The 16,719-nt window shown below is 38.5% G+C and carries 14 protein-coding genes, 1 pseudogene and 1 other annotated feature; of the genes and pseudogenes, 9 read left to right on the top strand and 6 right to left on the bottom strand.

Features of this window, described 5'->3' with window-relative positions; genetic code table 11:
• Positions 1–8: 8 nt before the first annotated feature.
• Positions 9–3,211: pseudogene (locus tag BTHG_RS25595) on the top strand (SNF2 helicase associated domain-containing protein).
• A gap of 51 nt (positions 3,212–3,262) precedes the next feature.
• On the opposite strand, the gene namA reads toward BTHG_RS25595, so the two are convergent.
• From namA to proI, 5 genes are all read right to left on the bottom strand, one after another.
• On the bottom strand, positions 3,263–4,282 hold the full coding sequence (namA, locus tag BTHG_RS21705; RefSeq protein WP_010284491.1) for an NADPH dehydrogenase NamA: 1,020 nt from the start codon (positions 4,280–4,282) through the stop codon (positions 3,263–3,265).
• 81 nt (positions 4,283–4,363) lie between these two features.
• Complete coding sequence (locus BTHG_RS21700; RefSeq protein WP_010284490.1) at positions 4,364–5,176, bottom strand: hypothetical protein; 813 nt, start codon at positions 5,174–5,176, stop codon at positions 4,364–4,366.
• 57 nt (positions 5,177–5,233) lie between these two features.
• Positions 5,234–6,373 carry a CAP domain-containing protein gene (locus tag BTHG_RS21695; RefSeq protein WP_010284487.1) on the bottom strand — a complete coding sequence of 380 codons (1,140 nt, stop codon included), beginning with the start codon at positions 6,371–6,373 and terminating at the stop codon, positions 5,234–5,236.
• A gap of 103 nt (positions 6,374–6,476) precedes the next feature.
• The gene (locus tag BTHG_RS21690) at positions 6,477–7,664 is read right to left on the bottom strand and encodes an MFS transporter (protein WP_010284483.1); all 1,188 of its coding nucleotides are present in this window, start codon (positions 7,662–7,664) and stop codon (positions 6,477–6,479) included.
• A 142-nt stretch (positions 7,665–7,806) separates the two neighbouring features.
• Positions 7,807–8,652, bottom strand: coding sequence for a pyrroline-5-carboxylate reductase ProI (gene proI, locus BTHG_RS21685; RefSeq protein ID WP_010284480.1), 846 nt, complete (start codon positions 8,650–8,652; stop codon positions 7,807–7,809).
• A 46-nt stretch (positions 8,653–8,698) separates the two neighbouring features.
• Positions 8,699–8,926, bottom strand: a binding site (T-box leader).
• A 181-nt stretch (positions 8,927–9,107) separates the two neighbouring features.
• On the opposite strand from proI, the gene BTHG_RS21680 reads away from it, so the two are divergent.
• The 5 genes from BTHG_RS21680 (at position 9,108) to BTHG_RS21660 (ending at position 13,758) form a co-directional block, all read left to right on the top strand.
• Entirely contained in the window at positions 9,108–10,073 is a 966-nt protein-coding gene (locus BTHG_RS21680; protein ID WP_010284479.1) for an MBL fold metallo-hydrolase, read from the top strand.
• Between the two features lie 26 nt (positions 10,074–10,099).
• Entirely contained in the window at positions 10,100–10,894 is a 795-nt protein-coding gene (locus tag BTHG_RS21675; RefSeq protein WP_010284477.1) for an SDR family NAD(P)-dependent oxidoreductase, read from the top strand.
• 368 nt (positions 10,895–11,262) lie between these two features.
• The gene (locus BTHG_RS21670; protein ID WP_010284475.1) at positions 11,263–12,303 is read left to right on the top strand and encodes a glutathione S-transferase family protein; all 1,041 of its coding nucleotides are present in this window, start codon (positions 11,263–11,265) and stop codon (positions 12,301–12,303) included.
• Between the two features lie 13 nt (positions 12,304–12,316).
• Positions 12,317–12,817, top strand: a complete 501-nt coding sequence (locus BTHG_RS21665) for a GNAT family N-acetyltransferase (RefSeq protein ID WP_010284474.1) — start codon at positions 12,317–12,319, stop codon at positions 12,815–12,817.
• A 161-nt stretch (positions 12,818–12,978) separates the two neighbouring features.
• Entirely contained in the window at positions 12,979–13,758 is a 780-nt protein-coding gene (locus tag BTHG_RS21660) for a MerR family transcriptional regulator (protein ID WP_010284473.1), read from the top strand.
• 56 nt (positions 13,759–13,814) lie between these two features.
• Here the strand turns inward: BTHG_RS21660 and BTHG_RS21655 are convergent, their stop codons facing one another.
• Positions 13,815–14,009, bottom strand: coding sequence for a YqzH family protein (locus BTHG_RS21655; protein ID WP_010284464.1), 195 nt, complete (start codon positions 14,007–14,009; stop codon positions 13,815–13,817).
• Between the two features lie 155 nt (positions 14,010–14,164).
• Here BTHG_RS21655 and BTHG_RS21650 point away from each other — a divergent pair, with 155 nt between their 5' ends.
• From BTHG_RS21650 to BTHG_RS21640, 3 genes are all read left to right on the top strand, one after another.
• A complete protein-coding gene (locus tag BTHG_RS21650; RefSeq protein ID WP_010284460.1) occupies positions 14,165–15,427 on the top strand; it encodes a Y-family DNA polymerase in 1,263 nt (420 codons plus the stop codon).
• A gap of 310 nt (positions 15,428–15,737) precedes the next feature.
• Positions 15,738–16,070, top strand: coding sequence for a YolD-like family protein (locus BTHG_RS21645; protein ID WP_010284458.1), 333 nt, complete (start codon positions 15,738–15,740; stop codon positions 16,068–16,070).
• 66 nt (positions 16,071–16,136) lie between these two features.
• Positions 16,137–16,685: a GNAT family N-acetyltransferase gene (locus BTHG_RS21640; protein WP_010284456.1), complete on the top strand. Its 549-nt coding sequence runs from the start codon at positions 16,137–16,139 to the stop codon at positions 16,683–16,685.
• The last annotated feature ends 34 nt before the right edge of the window (positions 16,686–16,719 follow it).

Below are 16,719 nucleotides of genomic sequence, written 5' to 3'. Positions count from 1 at the left end.
CGAAACCCATGGATATTAAAATTAATCATAAAATGATTAAAGACATGTGTGGTACCGTCTCCTTCAAAAGAGGGGACGCTTTTTATCGGACAAATAAGGTGACATTTACAGACTTTGGACCTGACAAATGTGTGGCTACAGTTAAGGGTGGAGAAGATTTTTACGTTCGTATTGAAAAAAAACCAACGGAAAGATCGAGGCTACATGTACTTGTCCGACACTTGCAAATTTCGATAAGGATTGCCAGCATATAGCGGCAGTTTTAATTGCGATACATGAACAGCAAAAGCAGGTACCAGCTGATTTCTATGAAACGAAAAACTCCAATAGTGGAAGATTAACAAATGATTTCTTGACGCTTTTTTCCGAACGTCCGATACGTTCAAGTGGTCATCAACTGCATTTTGAAAAAAGGGAAGTACTTGAGGTCCAGTTTACTTGTAAGCCTGTTAAGGTTTCAAATGAGCAGACGTTATTTGGCGTGGAAATAGAAATTGAACAGTATCAATTACAGGATATTCGAGCCTTTCTTGTGGATATAAAACGTGGGAAGCAAAGTAAGGTTTCTTCACAATTTACCTATGACCCAAAACTTCACTGTTTTTTACAGGAAGTGGATATCCTTCTCCACCAATTGAATAAAGTCATTCAAGATGAAAAGGTTTTTCTGAATATGATTCCTACATATTCGGATTTTAAAAATTCCCGTGAGCTACTGCTGATTCCACCGTCTTCCTGGGGAGGGCTTGTTCCTCAATTTTCAAAATGCCAAACCGTTTTTCTAGAAAGTAACGGTCATATTTATAAAGGACTCGAGATTGTTGGAGAACCACCGCCCCTGCATTTTTCTTTTGAAGAGGGAGAAGAGAGTGACTATCATTTAGTGATTCAAGGCTTTACGAAAACGATCATTTTAAAACCCTATCATACTGTGTTAAGTGGAGGACGCCTTTTTCAATTGGAAGAAGAGGATTGTAATCGATTATTAGAACTAAAGCAAATGCTTGCTAGTCCTGGTGCAGATTATATTCCAATTCCAAAAGAGCAGTCTCATTTTTTTCTAAAAAAAATTGTGCCCAGCCTGAAAAAGATTGGCGTTGTTCATATGTCTCAGACGATATCAAGAGAGTTTATGAAAACACCTCTTGTTGCAAAACTTTATTTGGATCGCCTGAGACATAAGCTGTTAGCAGGAATTGAATTTCACTATGAAAATATCATCATTCAACCATTAGAGAATCGCGATCCTCCAACAGGACCAATGGTAGTTAGAGATATCGAAAAAGAAGATGAAATTTTACGAATCATGGATGAAAGTGGTTTTTCTAAGACAGAGGGCGGATATTATATGCATAATGAGGAGCTCGAATATGAGTTTTTGCATCATAAAGTCCCGGAACTACAACCACTTTGTCAGATTTATGCTACAACAGCTATTCGAAATCGCATCACTCGGAAAAATGATTATCCGAAAATTAGAGTTAAAATAAAAAAAGAACGTACCAATTGGTTAGAATTTAAATTTGAAATGAAGGGAATTGCGGACACAGAGATTCGCGAAATTTTATCTGCACTTGAAGAAAGACGAAAATATTACCGTTTGAAAAATGATTCCCTCCTTTCTCTCGAAACGAGGGAAATGGAAGAAATTCAGCGGTTTTTAAAAGCTGCTCCCATTCAAGATGATGATTTTGAAACGACTTTAAATATGCCGTTGATTGAGGCGCTTCCCGTTTTAGATTCAATTGAAGATAGTCAGATATATAAAGCTGAGGCATCGTTCCGCCAATTTCTTGACTCAATTCGAAATCCTAGTAACTTGAGTACTGAAATTCCAGAGCATTTTGAATTAATTTTACGAGAATATCAAAAACATGGCTTTAAATGGATGAAGACTCTTGCAAGCTACGGATTTGGTGGCGTTCTTGCTGATGATATGGGGCTAGGAAAAACCGTCCAAAGCATTGCTTTTATTGTTTCTGAGCTTTCCAATATTCGAGAAAAAAAGCTTCCTGTTCTTATCGTCTGCCCATCTTCGTTAACATATAACTGGTTACATGAAATATTGAAATTTGCTCCTGAGCTTCAAGCAATTGTGATTGATGGCAATAAATCTGAACGGAAAGAGCTCCAAAAAGAGAGCAAAGACATGGATGTTCTTATTACTTCCTATCCGTTAGTAAGACGTGATATTAAATGGTATGAAGAAAAAACATTTCATACCGTCTTCTTCGATGAGGCACAAGCATTTAAAAATCCCGTTACCCAAACAGCCAGAGCTGTTAAAAAAATAAAAGCTGATCATCGTTTTGGTTTAACAGGAACCCCGGTTGAAAATTCAATTGAGGAGCTCTGGTCCATTTATCATGTCGTCTTTCCACAACTTTTTAAGGGCTTAAAGGAATATAGCCATCTTTCAAGGAAAGACATCGCGAGAAGGGTTCGTCCATTTTTGCTTCGTCGCGTAAAAGAAGACGTTCTTGCGGAGCTACCTGAGAAAATCGAGATACTTGAGTCATCAGAGTTACTACCTGAACAAAAGAAGCTTTATGCTGCTTATTTAGCAAAACTCCGCCATGATACATTAAAGCATCTTGATAAGGATACCATCAGAAAAAATCGAATACGAATTCTTGCCGGATTGACACGTTTAAGGCAAATTTGTTGTCATCCTGCCTTGTTTGTAGATGGTTATAAGGGAAGTTCTGCGAAATTTGAGCAACTTCTGCACATCATAGAAGAATCCAGATTGTCTGGTAGGAGAGTTTTGATTTTCTCGCAATTTACGAAAATGCTTGAATTGATTGGAAGGGAACTTTCTAATAGAGGGCATACCTTTTTTTACCTAGACGGTCAAACACCAGCAAGCGAGAGAGTGGAATTATGTCAACGTTATAATGCTGGAGAGAGGGAGCTGTTTTTAATTTCCTTAAAAGCTGGAGGGACAGGCCTAAATTTGACAGGTGCTGATACCGTTATTCTATATGATCTCTGGTGGAATCCGGCGGTTGAGGAACAGGCTGCAGACCGAGCGCATCGAATCGGTCAGAAAAAGGTTGTTCAAGTGATTAAACTCTTCTCCCGCGGCACTATTGAAGAAAAAATGAATGAACTACAAGAAAAGAAACGGAACCTCATAGAAGATATTATTGATTCTGAGGAAAAAACAATGCTTACCGAAGAGGATATCCGTGATCTTCTCATGATATAAACAAAGGCACTTTCCACGTGGAAAGTGCCTTTGATGTTAAATATATGAAAATTAAAGCCAACCGCGTTCGTATTGTTTTGGGCTTTCTATGGAAACGCCCAGTTCTTTTGCTGCTGTTCTTGGCCAATATGGATCGCGTAATAGTTCACGGGCGATGAATATTAAATCAGCACGGTTGTTTTTTAAAATTTCTTCAGCTTGAACTGCTTTTGTAAGTAATCCAACAGCGCCGGTTGGGATATTTGCTTCATTGCGAATTTTGTCCGCAAATCCAACCTGATAGCCTGGGTATGCATCAATTTTAGCCGGTACAACTGCTCCAGAGCTAACATCGATTAAGTCTACACCTTGCTCTTTCATACGTTTTGCATATTCTACATAATCAGCAGGGGTTAAACCGCCTTCCGTATAATCATTGGCTGAAACTCGAACAAATAATGGGCCGTCCCATTCTTCTTTTACTGCTTCAATCACTTCGTAAAGGAACCGGTAACGATTTTCTGCACTTCCTCCATATTCATCCTCACGTTTATTGGAAAGTGGAGATAAGAACTCATTAATTAAGTATCCGTGTGCACCGTGGATTTCAATAATATCAAAGCCAGCAACTTTTGCACGTCTTGCTCCAGCCTTGAATGCCTCAATAATTTCTTTAATCTCACTAACAGTTAGTTCTTTTGGTGTTTTATATCTTTCGTTAAATGCAAGCGCTGAAGGGGCCACAATATCTCCTTCAACTTCTGCTTTTCGACCTGCATGGGCTATTTGGATAGATGTTTTGGCTCCATGAGCTTTTATCATGTCAACAAGCTTTTTAAAACCAGGCACATGCTCATCACTCCAAATTCCTAAATCCTGTGGAGATATTCTCCCTTGTGGAGTTACAGCGGTTGCTTCTACCATGATGAGCCCCACTTGACCAACAGCGCGGCTAACATAGTGGGTATAATGCCAATCCTGAAGCATGCCATCCTCATTATGACTGGAATACATACACATTGGTGACATGACAATTCTATTTTTTAAGGTAACATTTTTAATTGTAAATGGCGAAAATAAAGCTGATCCCATGAAATTGTACCTCCTATGTATTTCGATTGTCTAGATATTATATCATACAAAAAGCATCGACTCATTCGTCGACGCTTGGTATTAATTAATTTGTTTTTCAGCTAACTTTTTACCCGTTTCTGTACTGATGAGAGCTACTTTTGACGGTACGTATTTTTGCATTTGTTTATCAAAAACATATCTTGTTTCGAAATAGGCTATCACATCATAATGGGCAATTCCGGAAATAGCTTGAATTGCTACGATTTCTTGGGGTTTCATTTTTGTTAATTTATCGAAACGGTATCCGGATGCTGGATCAATCCATGTCTCGATTTCTTGGAGTCGTTTTTGCAATTCTTCTTTATCTGGAAAATCGCTGTAACGTTCCTCTGATAATGGAATAATCGCTTCCATTGCTGTTTGTTTATCAATAAATTCAACTTGATAATCGCCAATGTATTTCATTGAAAAACGCTTTTTTGCTTCATCAAACCAACCTGATGAATTTGGGTCTGTAAAGATTTCCTCAACTTTTTTACCGGTATAGCTTAGTACATTTAACCCAGTAATGCCACCACTCCCGACAGAGCGAAAATAAAGGAGAATATCCTGTTTTCCGTTTTGGAGGATATCTGCAAACTGCATGTCTGCAAGTTGATATAGATCCTGTTTATTATGATAGGTTCCTACTTGTTCCCCGTTTATTTTTAAAGTCCATTCATTCGCGAGGTTATATTGATTTTTTCGCGCATATAATTCAATGATGTCCTTTTTTCCATCACCGTCTAAATCTACATACTCCTTTTGTACAATTGTAAAGGGGCCATACTCAACATCGGTTTGCCCGGCAAGCGTTACACTGTGAAAACCGATGAGAAGGCCTAACAATAATAAAAATCGTACCAGTTTCACAAAATCACCTCTTTGGTAGGTTAACCAAAAATTGTGAGGTATATAGGTGAAATGGAATTATTTTGTATAAAAGTTTTCCGTGTAATAGGGGTGAGACTCCGTATTGAAGGCAACCCCAACACCTAAATATTTATATTCTTTTTTTAATATGTTTTCCCGATGCCCCATTGAGTTCATCAAGCCTTCGTGAGCAAAAATACTGCTAAATTGTCCATATGCTAGATTTTCTCCAGCAATGGTAAATAAAATTTCATCTTCAAGCATCCGGTCAAATGGGGACAACCCTTGTAAATTAGTATGACTAAAATAATCGTTTTCCGCCATGTCCAAACTATGCTTTCGAGCTGTTTCCTTTACATGATTATCCCAACTAAGAACACCTAATCCATGATTAACTCTGGAAGCATTTGTTAAATCAAATAACTGATATTCAAAACCTTCCTTCAACTGGTCACTTGCATCCGTGTAAAAATCGGCCCTGTTTTGTTCAAGTGCTTCTGAAACAATTTGAATGGAAGTTACTGTGTTATTTTGATGTTTATCATAAAAAAGGGTGACATACGTATTATCTATGTGGAAAACATCATAATCCCGATCCTGTTGAAATTCATAGTAAACAAAACCTTTTTGGATTCGTGTCATGGGTTCACCAAGTAGATTAAGTGCATCTTGTTTTGGTGTCCCACGTTTGACTCCTACTGTTGAGGAAATAAGATCCTGGTTTGTATACAAGCCGACAACTTTATTTTCGGAGTCATAAGCGACCATTACAAAGTTGTGATAGTTTTCATGATACGTATACCAGTCCGTTCCATATTCGTTTAATGATGCCCTTTTTGGAGAGCCTAGCTTTGTTTCAACCTTTTGTTTGCTTTCCCCAAGCTCAATATTGTGAATGGAGAAGGCCTGTTCACTCGGTACATGTAATTCTGGTTTTTTACTACTTTTTTGGTCAATTATCGAATTTTCCGGAGCTGTATCCTCTAACGTTTGTAGCAAAGTCGTGATATATTGTATGCCTTCATTTAATTTATCTTTTATAGTTGCAAGTTCTTTAGAATCGGAAACTTTTTCGAATTCAGATGTGATAGTATTTAAAACTGATTGATTATCAGTTTTGGCTGCAAGTTTATCTAAAACTGTCCAACCAGCGTATAAGAAAAATAGAAATGAAATAAATAGAAGGAATCTCCTCATAACATATACCCCCTTCCTTGTAATACATTCTATCCAAATTTCTTCGAATCGATAAGGGATTTTAAGTCGAAATACGAAAAGGGGGGACTGGTCCCCCTTATTTCTAGGTTTTGTTTTTTCCAATCCATGTAAAATAAAGCAAAATGGAAATGAGTACAGAGAAGGCTGAGGCAATGTAGATTGAATGATACCCTAAAAGGTGAGCAATTTGACCAAAAGTTATCGCACCTATCCCAACGCCTAAATCAAAAGAAGAAAAGAAGGTTGCATTTGCCATCCCTCTTCGATGTGCGGGAGCCGTTTGCACAGCCCATGCCTGTAAAGCAGGCTGTAGGGCACCGAAACCAAGTCCATAAAGAAAAGCTGCTATGTAAAGCACAAGACTATTAGGTAACCATGCTAATAGAATCATAGCTACAACAATTGAAAAAGCTCCAGGTGCGAATATTGCTCGATGGCCCTTTGTATCATAAATTCGGCCGGCAAATGTACGGGTAATCATTAAGGCGACTGCAAATAAAAGAAAGTACCATTCAATTCCTTGGATACCCTTTTGAACAGTATATAAAGGTAAAAAAGCTGCAATTCCTCCAAATGTAACTGTGATAAAGAATAATAGAATGGAAGGAGGGAGGGCTGTCTTTTCATAAAAATCCCATTTTCTAGGGTTTTCTTGTACTGGTTCTTGCTTTTTGTAATGGATTCTAGATGATAGAATGAGTGCTACTAAACCGAGAATGGCACAAATAGAAAAGAGCTTTGTAAACGATATTGTACCAGCAAGTGTAAGACCTAAAGAGGGTCCAAAAGCAAGGGCGATATTACCAAATAGACCAAAATAGCCCATTCCTTCACCACGTCTCTTGGCAGGGATTAAGTCTGTTGCGATGGTTCCCGAGGCCGTAGTTGAAAAGCCCCAGCCGATTCCTTGAATCATTCGAAACATAAATAAAAAGAATATGCTTGAGATGAATCCATAGGAACCAACAGATAATACGAAGATGGCAAGGCCGAGTAAATAAACGAAGCGTCGTCCTTTTTTTTCTAATTGATGGCCGGCGAATGGTCTGATGAGTAGTGCGGAAAAAGTGAAAATTCCTACGACTAATCCAATGAGTTGATCATTTCCTCCAAGATGTTCAACAAAAAGTGGAATCGTGGGCAATGTCATTTGAAAGCCGAGAAAAATGAAAAAGTTTGAAATGCAAATTAGGGTAAAATCGCGGGTCCAAATTTTTTCCTTGGTCGTACATAATTGTGGTGGTGTTTCTTTAATAAGCGGTGTGCTCATAGAACCTCCCCATTATGAAATATTTCGGTTATCTAAATAATATTCTCACTTAGATTTTACCAAAAAAAGAAGTGGAATCATACCTATGTACACCACTTTTTTGGATGCGGTAAGATTCCACATGTTTTGATAAAAATCGACGTTACTTTCCTTCCGAAACGGTTTGAAGCATTGCTTCCCCAAGTTCGGCGGAGCGAATGGTAGCACGTTTGATACAGGATACAATGGCTTGTTGGTAGTTAAATTGCTCTAACACTTTTATTCCTGCCTCGGTCGTACCACCTGGACTTGTTACTTCTTTTCGTAATGTAGCTGGTTGTTTCGGTGAACTTTTTAGCATTTCTGCTGCACCAATAATCGTTTGAAGGATTAATTCTTTGGCAATTTCTTTTTCTAGACCAATATCATCTGCTGCCTTTTCCATCGCTTCAACTAAATAATATACATATGCAGGACCACTTCCTGAAAGACCTGTTACTGCATGAAGGTCTTTTTCAGCAACGGTTGTGACGATTCCAATTGTTTCAAATAATTGACGTGCAATCATAAGATGGTTTTCGTTTGCGTACATTCCAACGGCAAGCGCTGTGGCTGATTTTCCAATAGTTGCCGATGTGTTCGGCATAGCACGCACAATTGGAACTTCTTTGTTTAGTAAGTCGGTAATGGTTGTTGTCGCTACTCCAGCTAAAACTGAAATTATCAATTGGTTTTCATTCACTTCGTTTTTAATTGCTAAAACTGCTTCTGCAACGTCTTTTGGTTTTATCGCAAGGATAATGATTCCGGCATTTTTAATTGCCTCCTGTTTGTTTTGAGTAGTAGTTACTCCATAGGATTTATTTAGATTTTTTAATCGTTCCTGATTGGAGTGATTCATTACAGAAATTTGTCTGGGCAAAAAAAGCTCCTTTTGTAGCATTCCAGAAATCATTGCCTCCGCCATTGAGCCGGCTCCAACAAACACGATATTTTGTTTTATTTCCATAACTATCCCTCCGTTAATAAAAATCAAAAGACCTATTCCATCCTTAAAAAAGGACGGAATAGGTCTACTATCCGCGGTACCACCTTACTTAACATCTTCAAAATAACAAATTTTCGATGTTCCACTCGAACCCGTATCGTGGGTGGACGGTTAGGTTTTCCTAACAGCTCATAGGTAGGTTCAATCAAGAAGTGGGCTATGAGATCTTTCAGCCGATGGATCTCACTCTCTTTTCGCCATTGCATGACTTACTGGTCCTAATCATTGCCTTTACGAATTATATTGATAGTCATTATGCACTGATTTAAACGGGATGTCAAGGAATTGTTTTATTAAAATAAGCCCAATTATTTTTCCATAAGAGATAAATTATTCGAATATAATGACAAAACGAGGGTGAAAAGGTAAACTGAAAATGGATAAACTTAATGGAAATAGGACAAAGGAGATTTTTTATGAGTAAACTTACGACCACGAAGGATGTTTTTAAAATCACCTTGCCAACACCTTTTGCTGTTGGGGATGTGAATGTATATATCGTTAAGGGGGATTCCTTAACATTGATTGATGCTGGTGCAAAAACGGAGGAAGCATGGCATTCCTTTAATGAGCAACTTGCTGTGTTAGGTTATAAACCATCTGATATCGAACAAATTTTGATTACCCACCATCACCCAGACCATGTTGGACTTCTTGATTATTTTAGTAAGGAAATCCCTATTATCGGTCACCCAAAAAACCAGCCATGGATTAGTCAGGATAAACAATTTTTTGAAGATAATGAGCCATTTTATAAGGAGCTCTTTATCCAACTAGGACTTGATCCAGCATTTGTAGCATTAATTGATATGGATGAAGAGCTTGAATATTCTTGCCGTAGGTCGTTAACAACAATGGTTCAGGATGGAGATTTCATCGACGGAATGCCGGGCTTTAAGGTATTAGAGACACCTGGACATGCACAAAGTCATATTGTGCTCTATCGGGAAGAAGATGGAATGCTAATTGCAGGGGACACCCTTTTAGCAAAAATATCACCAAATCCATTGCTTGAACCACCACAATTTGGTGAAATAGCGAGACCAAGGCCTTTAATTCAGTATAACAATTCTTTAAAAAGGCTTCTAACATTAGATATTTCCAAGGTTGTAACAGGGCATGGAGATGATATTCTCAACCCACATGAGTTAATAAAAGAAAGATTTGTATCGCAAAAAGAGCGTGCCTATTATGTTTTGCAAATGATCAAGGAAAATCCTATGACTGCTTTTGAAGTATGTACGAAATTGTTCCCTAAAGTGTACTTGAAGCAACCTCTCTTTACCGTGTCTGAAACTGTTGGACAGCTTGACTTCCTAGAGGAAATAGGGGAAATTAAGATAGAAGTAGTGAATGGGCAACATATCTATCATGCAAACTAAAAATTCCCTGAGGTGAAAAAGGTCATATGAGTTCAAGACTTAAAGGAAAAACGATTGTTATTACGGGGGCTTCAAGTGGAATTGGTGAAAAAATTGCCTATCTAGTTGCAGAACAAGGGGCATCTCCCATTCTATTAGCCCGAAGCTATGAAAAGTTGGAAGAAATAGCACAGAACATTCAAGAAAAATACAATATAAACTGCTTGTTTTATAAGCTAGATGTTCGCGATACGGACAATGTAAAAGAAGTGTTCGAGGACATTTTACGAAATGTAAAAACCGTTGACGTTCTTGTTAATAATGCTGGATTTGGTGTGTTCGCAAATGTTGTGGATGCCGAGATAGAGCAGATGAAGGCAATGTTTGAGGTGAATGTTTTCGGTCTCATATCTTGTACAAAAATGGTTTTACCTACCATGATAAAGCAAAATTCAGGCCATATTATTAATATTGCGTCACAGGCTGGAAAAATCGCGACACCAAAATCAAGTGTTTATTCGGCTACAAAACATGCAGTTCTCGGGTTTACCAATAGCTTGCGAATGGAGCTTTCGAGCTCAAATATCCATGTAACGGCTGTAAATCCAGGACCAATCCGAACACGCTTTTTCGATATTGCAGATGAATCTGGTACATATGCGAAAAATGTAAATCGTTTCATGCTCGATCCAGATGCTGTTGCCAGCAAAATTGTTAATGCCATGTTAACTCCAAAACGCGAAATTAACTTACCGGGCTGGATGAATGCGGGCAGTATGTTTTATATGCTGTTTCCTCGACTTGTTGAAAAAGTAGGGGGCAAGGCGTTTTTTAAAAAATAGTAGTAACCATACTCCTTTTTGTAAGGGGTATTTTTTTGTTTACAAGGATTTGAAGCTATTTGTAACGTCATATAGATGTTGCAACCGAGCTAATCGATATATCACCACACCGCAAAACGATAAATGACACCACTCAAATAAAAAGAGTCCCTTCCGTTCATTCATCATCCATTTCTAAAAAGATTAAATGCTATTTCTCTCGGTGAAAGCTTATATTTTTATTAAACCATGTAATAACAATTTCACGGTTTGAATTGTTTTACTTTATAGGAATTTATTTCTTGACGCATGATGTAGATAATGAGTAAATAACATTAAACACATTGAATTACTATGCATTGATTAAAAAACACGAGGGAGAAGATTATATGACACAAAATGATCAAACATTAAGCCGTAAGATTCCCGTTAAATCGAATGATGATTCATCAAAAAAACCAGTAGAAATAAAAGCAGATGGCTCGTTTAATCGCCAAACTAATCGCTTTACGACACCTTTTGGAAACCAGCCTGGTGAACTGCCCGTTGAGTCTGGGCGCTACCGCTTACTATGGTCGGCTGCCTGTCCATGGGCACATCGATCTGTTATCGTTCGAAAAGTACTTGGGTTAGAGAATGCGATAAGCTTAGGAACAGTTAGTCCCCTAAGACCTAGAATTCCGCGTGTGGATTGGGAATTTTCCTTAGATGAAAAAGGAGTTGACCCCGTCTTAGATGTTCAGTATGTGAGTGAGGTCTATTTGAATGCGGACCCTGATTATACAGGTAGACCAACTGTACCGGTCATGGTTGATCTTGAAACCAAAAATGCTGTTAACAATGACTATTTTAAGCTAACCAACTATTTTGAAACAATTTGGGCTCCTTTCCATAAGGAAAGTGCTCCAGATTTATACCCAAGTGATTTGCGCGAGGAAATTGACGCTTTGAATGATGTTATTTTCCATGATGTAAACAATGGCGTGTATAAATGTGGATTCGCTCGTTCTCAGGAGGCTTACGAACAAGCTTATGATCGATTGTTTGCTAGATTAGATGAGTTAGAGGAGCGTTTGTCCGAGCATCGTTTCTTATTTGGTGATTTTATTACGGATTCTGACGTTCGATTATATACGACGTTGGTCCGCTTTGACGCTGCTTATTATTCTGCCTTTCGCACAAACCGAAATTTAATCCGTGAGTTTAAAAATCTATGGGGGTATGCACGTGACTTGTACCAAACTCCAGGTTTCGGTGAAACGACCGATTTTGATGCAATTAAGCGACATTATCACCTATCCATCACGATTGACCCTGCAAAAGGAGAGGTGAATATTCTTCCTAAAGGGCCAGAAGAGTCTGTTTGGTTATCCACCCATAACCGTGAAGAATTGAGCAATAAAAAAGAAAAGTTCTTAATTCAAGGGTAGGTGCAAACAGAACATGATAATTCGTGATGCGAAAAAGGATGAATTAGAATTTATTCGTGATCAACGAGTGAATGCTTACCTTGAGCATTCAAGGGTAATTCCAACTGATCATTGGCGAGCTCTTAAGAAGGCCATTTCTTCTGAGGCTGATTGCCAGACCGGTGTTGACCTCATTGTGTGTGAACTTGATGAAAAAATTGTAGCAAGTGTCGTCTTGTTTCCAGCTAAAACAGACGCATATGAAGGCCAGTTAGATGAACTGGACTATCCCGAAATCCGAATGCTAGCAGTTGATCCTGGGGTTCGTGGAAAGGGTGTTGCTTCAGCTTTGATTACTGAATGCATCAATCGTTCCAAAGCAAAAAATCATCGGTATATCGGACTACATACTGGTGAGTTCATGGAACAGGCTATTAAGCTTTATACAAAACACGGTTTTGAGCGTTTACCACAATATGATTTTGAGCCCGCAAATGATGGGATAAAAGTTTTGGCATTTCGTTTATCAATATAATTAGAAAAAACCAATTCGCTTTTAAAGCGTTTTGGTTTTTCTTTTATAGAAATGGGTAGATGTATTGTAAAGTACTTACGAAATCTGCTTGAACCTACCGTTACGTGAGGATGTAAAATTAGGTTGTGAAAAAACATTTTAGAAAAAAGGAGAGTCGTGATATGAAAAATGATTTTTATTCTATTGGGGAATTCTCCGAAAGAACAGGCATCTCAATCAGAACCCTACACTACTATGATGAAATTGGACTACTTACACCTGATAAGCACCCCACATCCGGTTATCGTCAATACTCGAACCAAGATTTACTTACTTTGCAAAAAATCGTTAGCTTTAAATTTTTGGGCTATAATCTAGAGCAAATTGGAGAAATAATCGAGGAGTCTAGCTTTAATCCTAGCTTTAATGAGTCTTTGCAACTTCAGAAAAAAGCCTTTGAAGAGAAAAAAGAACAAATTGAATCTGCACTAACTGCGATTAATCGGACAATTACTCTGATCGAGGAAGAGGGTGAGGTGGATAGTATTGTTCTAATGAGCCTTATCAATAGTATCCAAACAGAAAAAGAACAACGTCTTTGGCTAGACCAACATACAAAACCAGATATAGTTGAGCATCTTTATGATAAATCGGATGAAGCAAAGTTGGCCATAGACAAAGAGTTTGTTCAATTATCCAAAGAGGTAAAACGTTTATATGGAAAGCCCGCTCATGATTTAGAAGTTCAGGCTATGGTAGACAAGTACATGAAGGCTTCCTTTTCGTTTATTGGCGAGGAAACAATGCGCGCTTTAGCAGAATCAAATCTTCCCGAAATTGATGAGGATACGATTCTTGCTGAGCTTCAGAAAATGGCTCCTTCCCCCTACACTGTTGAAGAGGAAAAATGGCTCAATGAGGCCATGGAATATTATATGTCTCAACATATGGAGGACATTTGACCTCTAAGTGATTTTTTTACTGCCTATGGCCATCTTCGTAGGCAGTTTTTACATTTTTATGTTGTTAAGTATTCATAAACGATATCATTAATGATATCGTGGAGATCTGTGTCACGTTCGAGTTCTTTTTGCTTTTTTATTTTTTTAACTAATACCTTATAATCTTCTTCTGACAAAGGAATAGAATCCCTTTCATGCCCGTATTGATATAAATTATTTCGAATCAATTTACGGATGAATGCATCCTCCATAATTACACCTCATTCTTTAACTATCCTCATTATAGTACGCCTCATGAGGAAAGACCATTTGAAATTCTCCTTTAAATTTCCATTGAAATCGAACGTATATTCTCTTATCATTAAGAATATAATACGAACATACATTCTTTTGGAGATGATGTTAGATGGTGGATTACAGTCAGTTACCCGTTCAAAAGATTTTGTGCGTGGATATAAAAAGCTTCTATGCAAGCTGTGCTGCAGTATTATTAGGTCTTGATCCACTTGAGTGTTATTTAGCGGTTGTTGGAGATACGGAGCGTCAAGGAAGTGTCGTGCTCGCGGCTTCACCAAAGCTAAAGCAGGAATTTGGGATAAAAACAGGGTCAAGACTCTTTGAAATCCCCAAGGATCCGAGAATTCAAATTGTGAATCCGAAAATGGCAACCTATTTACGAATTTCAACGGAAATTACGAGACTTTTTAATCGTTATGTACCAAAAAGTGCAATACATGTATATAGCGTGGATGAAAGCTTTATAAAGATTGATGGGACTGAAAAATTATGGGGAGATGCAACGACAATTGCGCGTAAAATCAAGCAGGAGATTGAAGCTGAATATGGTTTAACTTGTGCTATTGGCATTGGCCCCAATATGTTGATGGCCAAACTTTGCTTAGATTTGGATGCAAAGAAAAGGGGAATTGCAGAATGGACTTATGACGATATCCCTGAAAAGCTATGGTCTGTTTCACCACTACGGGAAATGTGGGGAATCGGGAGAAGGGTAGAGCGAACGTTAAATGGAATGGGAATTACAACTGTTGGACAGCTTGCCCACTTTCCACTTGAACTACTTGAGAAAAAATTCGGAGTTATGGGAAATCAGCTTTATTATCATGCTTGGGGTGTTGATTTATCAGAAGTTGGTGCCCCAATTATGCAAGGTCAGATTAGCTTTGGGAAAAGCCAAATTCTTTTGCGTGACTACCCAGACCCGGAAGAAGTGAAGCACGTCATTCTTGAAATGTGTGAAGAGGTAGCGAGGCGTGCACGGCGGCATAAAAAAGCAGGGAGAACGATTAGCCTTGGAATTCATTACAGCCAAGATGAGTTTGGGGGAGGTTTTTACCGTTCAAAAACGATTGAAACGCCAACAAATATCACAATGGAAATGTATCGTGTATGTCTTGAGTTATTTGAGAAATTTTATGCGAAAAGGACAGTCCGTAAAATCTCAATTGCGCTGTCCAATATTGAGGATGATACGCAAATGCAGTTGGATTTGTTTTATCTTAACCGAGTCAAGCAACATAAGCTTGGTTATGTGATGGACGGTATCCGAGGAAAATATGGTTCAGATGCAATCCTGCGTGCCGTTTCCTATACAAATGCTGGAACATCAAGACATCGCAGCAAGCTTGTCGGCGGACATAAGGCGGAATAGAAATTAAAAGCGCAAGCACCTTGAAAGAAGAACATCGACTAACTACTGCCACGTCCTGTGGCGAACGTCGATGTCAGCACTTCCTCGAAAATGCTTTGCATTTTCTTCGTGCGATGTATATGCTCCCGAAGCCTTTCTTGTCCTGTGCAAGTCCGACAAGCGCTCGAACCCCTACGAGGAGGCTCAAAAATAAGCAAAACTCATTTTTTCGAGGGTTATGCTCTCGTAGCATTCCTTAGTGTCGCTGCTGCAGGAGCGACCACGAGGGGCTAGGTGCTGGAGCTAGACGTAAGAAAGAAGGTGATAAGGAATGATACGGGATCGCGGAGCAATAAAATGGACAGCAATGATGCTACCAGAGCATGTGAAATTACTAAGAGATTGGGCGGAAGAAGATACGTATGAGCAAAAGCCGGAACTCGATGAGCAGCAAATTGAAGAAATGAATGGTGTTCTTTGGCAGGCAATGGAGGAAGGGAGAGAATTGCTAATTACGCATTATGAGGCAAAACACCACAAACTCCTCCTTGGTACCATTCATCATTATGATGATTTACAGGGGAGACTGCATATTATCGATAAATTCGGGGAAGTACATTATATTCCTATAAACATGCTGGTCGATTTGCGTTTTTCTGAATAATTTTAGCAGGATTTTTAAGTAAGAGATAGAAGTTAAATGGTAAAAGAATAGAATGGGGTAAAAACAATGTTTGTATACCAAATTGACGAGGAACTATCCTTAAAAGTCACAGAGGCAAGCGATGCCGAGCGAATTTTTGAATTAACACAAGAGTCAAGACCGTACTTAAGAGAATGGCTACCATGGCTTGATATGACAACAAAGGTAGAGGACACAAAAGCATATATCGAATCATGCAGGAAAAGTTATGCAGAAAACAAAGGGTTACATACCGTTATTATCTATAAAAACGAAGTTGTCGGGGTAGCAAGTTTCAACGAAATCGATTGGACCAATAAAATTACTTTTATTGGCTACTGGCTTGGCCAGCAATATCAAGGAAATGGAATTATGACAAGAGTAGCAAAGGCCTTAACCGATTACGCTTTTACCCATTTAAAACTAAATCGAGTCGAAATCCGTGCAGCGGTCGAAAATCATAAAAGCAGATCTATTCCGGAAAGACTAGGCTTTGTGAATGAAGGCAGGATTCGGCAAAGCGAATGGCTTTACGATCACTATGTAGACCACATTGTATATGGCATGTTAGCAAAAGATTGGAAGACAGGAAAATGAAAAAAGGCAAACCCCAAAAGTATCAGGTTTCGAT

Source organism: Bacillus timonensis, from assembly GCF_000285535.1.
Classification (GTDB): domain Bacteria; phylum Bacillota; class Bacilli; order Bacillales; family Bacillaceae_L; genus Ferdinandcohnia; species Ferdinandcohnia timonensis.
The sequence above is the reverse complement of the archived record's forward strand: the minus strand, read 5'-3'. Positions and strand labels throughout refer to the sequence as shown.

What these genes read in the sequence shown, in the direction of transcription:
- BTHG_RS21690 (WP_010284483.1), bottom strand. Translation starts at nt 7,664, where the DNA reads ATGAGCACACCGCTTATTAAAGAAACACCACCACAATTATGTACGACC.
- BTHG_RS21695 (WP_010284487.1), bottom strand. Translation starts at nt 6,373, where the DNA reads ATGAGGAGATTCCTTCTATTTATTTCATTTCTATTTTTCTTATACGCT.
- proI (WP_010284480.1), bottom strand. Translation starts at nt 8,652, where the DNA reads ATGGAAATAAAACAAAATATCGTGTTTGTTGGAGCCGGCTCAATGGCG.
- BTHG_RS21665 (WP_010284474.1), top strand. Translation starts at nt 12,317, where the DNA reads ATGATAATTCGTGATGCGAAAAAGGATGAATTAGAATTTATTCGTGAT.
- namA (WP_010284491.1), bottom strand. Translation starts at nt 4,282, where the DNA reads ATGGGATCAGCTTTATTTTCGCCATTTACAATTAAAAATGTTACCTTA.
- BTHG_RS21645 (WP_010284458.1), top strand. Translation starts at nt 15,738, where the DNA reads ATGATACGGGATCGCGGAGCAATAAAATGGACAGCAATGATGCTACCA.
- BTHG_RS21660 (WP_010284473.1), top strand. Translation starts at nt 12,979, where the DNA reads ATGAAAAATGATTTTTATTCTATTGGGGAATTCTCCGAAAGAACAGGC.
- BTHG_RS21670 (WP_010284475.1), top strand. Translation starts at nt 11,263, where the DNA reads ATGACACAAAATGATCAAACATTAAGCCGTAAGATTCCCGTTAAATCG.
- BTHG_RS21650 (WP_010284460.1), top strand. Translation starts at nt 14,165, where the DNA reads ATGGTGGATTACAGTCAGTTACCCGTTCAAAAGATTTTGTGCGTGGAT.
- BTHG_RS21680 (WP_010284479.1), top strand. Translation starts at nt 9,108, where the DNA reads ATGAGTAAACTTACGACCACGAAGGATGTTTTTAAAATCACCTTGCCA.
- BTHG_RS21655 (WP_010284464.1), bottom strand. Translation starts at nt 14,009, where the DNA reads ATGGAGGATGCATTCATCCGTAAATTGATTCGAAATAATTTATATCAA.
- BTHG_RS21675 (WP_010284477.1), top strand. Translation starts at nt 10,100, where the DNA reads ATGAGTTCAAGACTTAAAGGAAAAACGATTGTTATTACGGGGGCTTCA.
- BTHG_RS21640 (WP_010284456.1), top strand. Translation starts at nt 16,137, where the DNA reads ATGTTTGTATACCAAATTGACGAGGAACTATCCTTAAAAGTCACAGAG.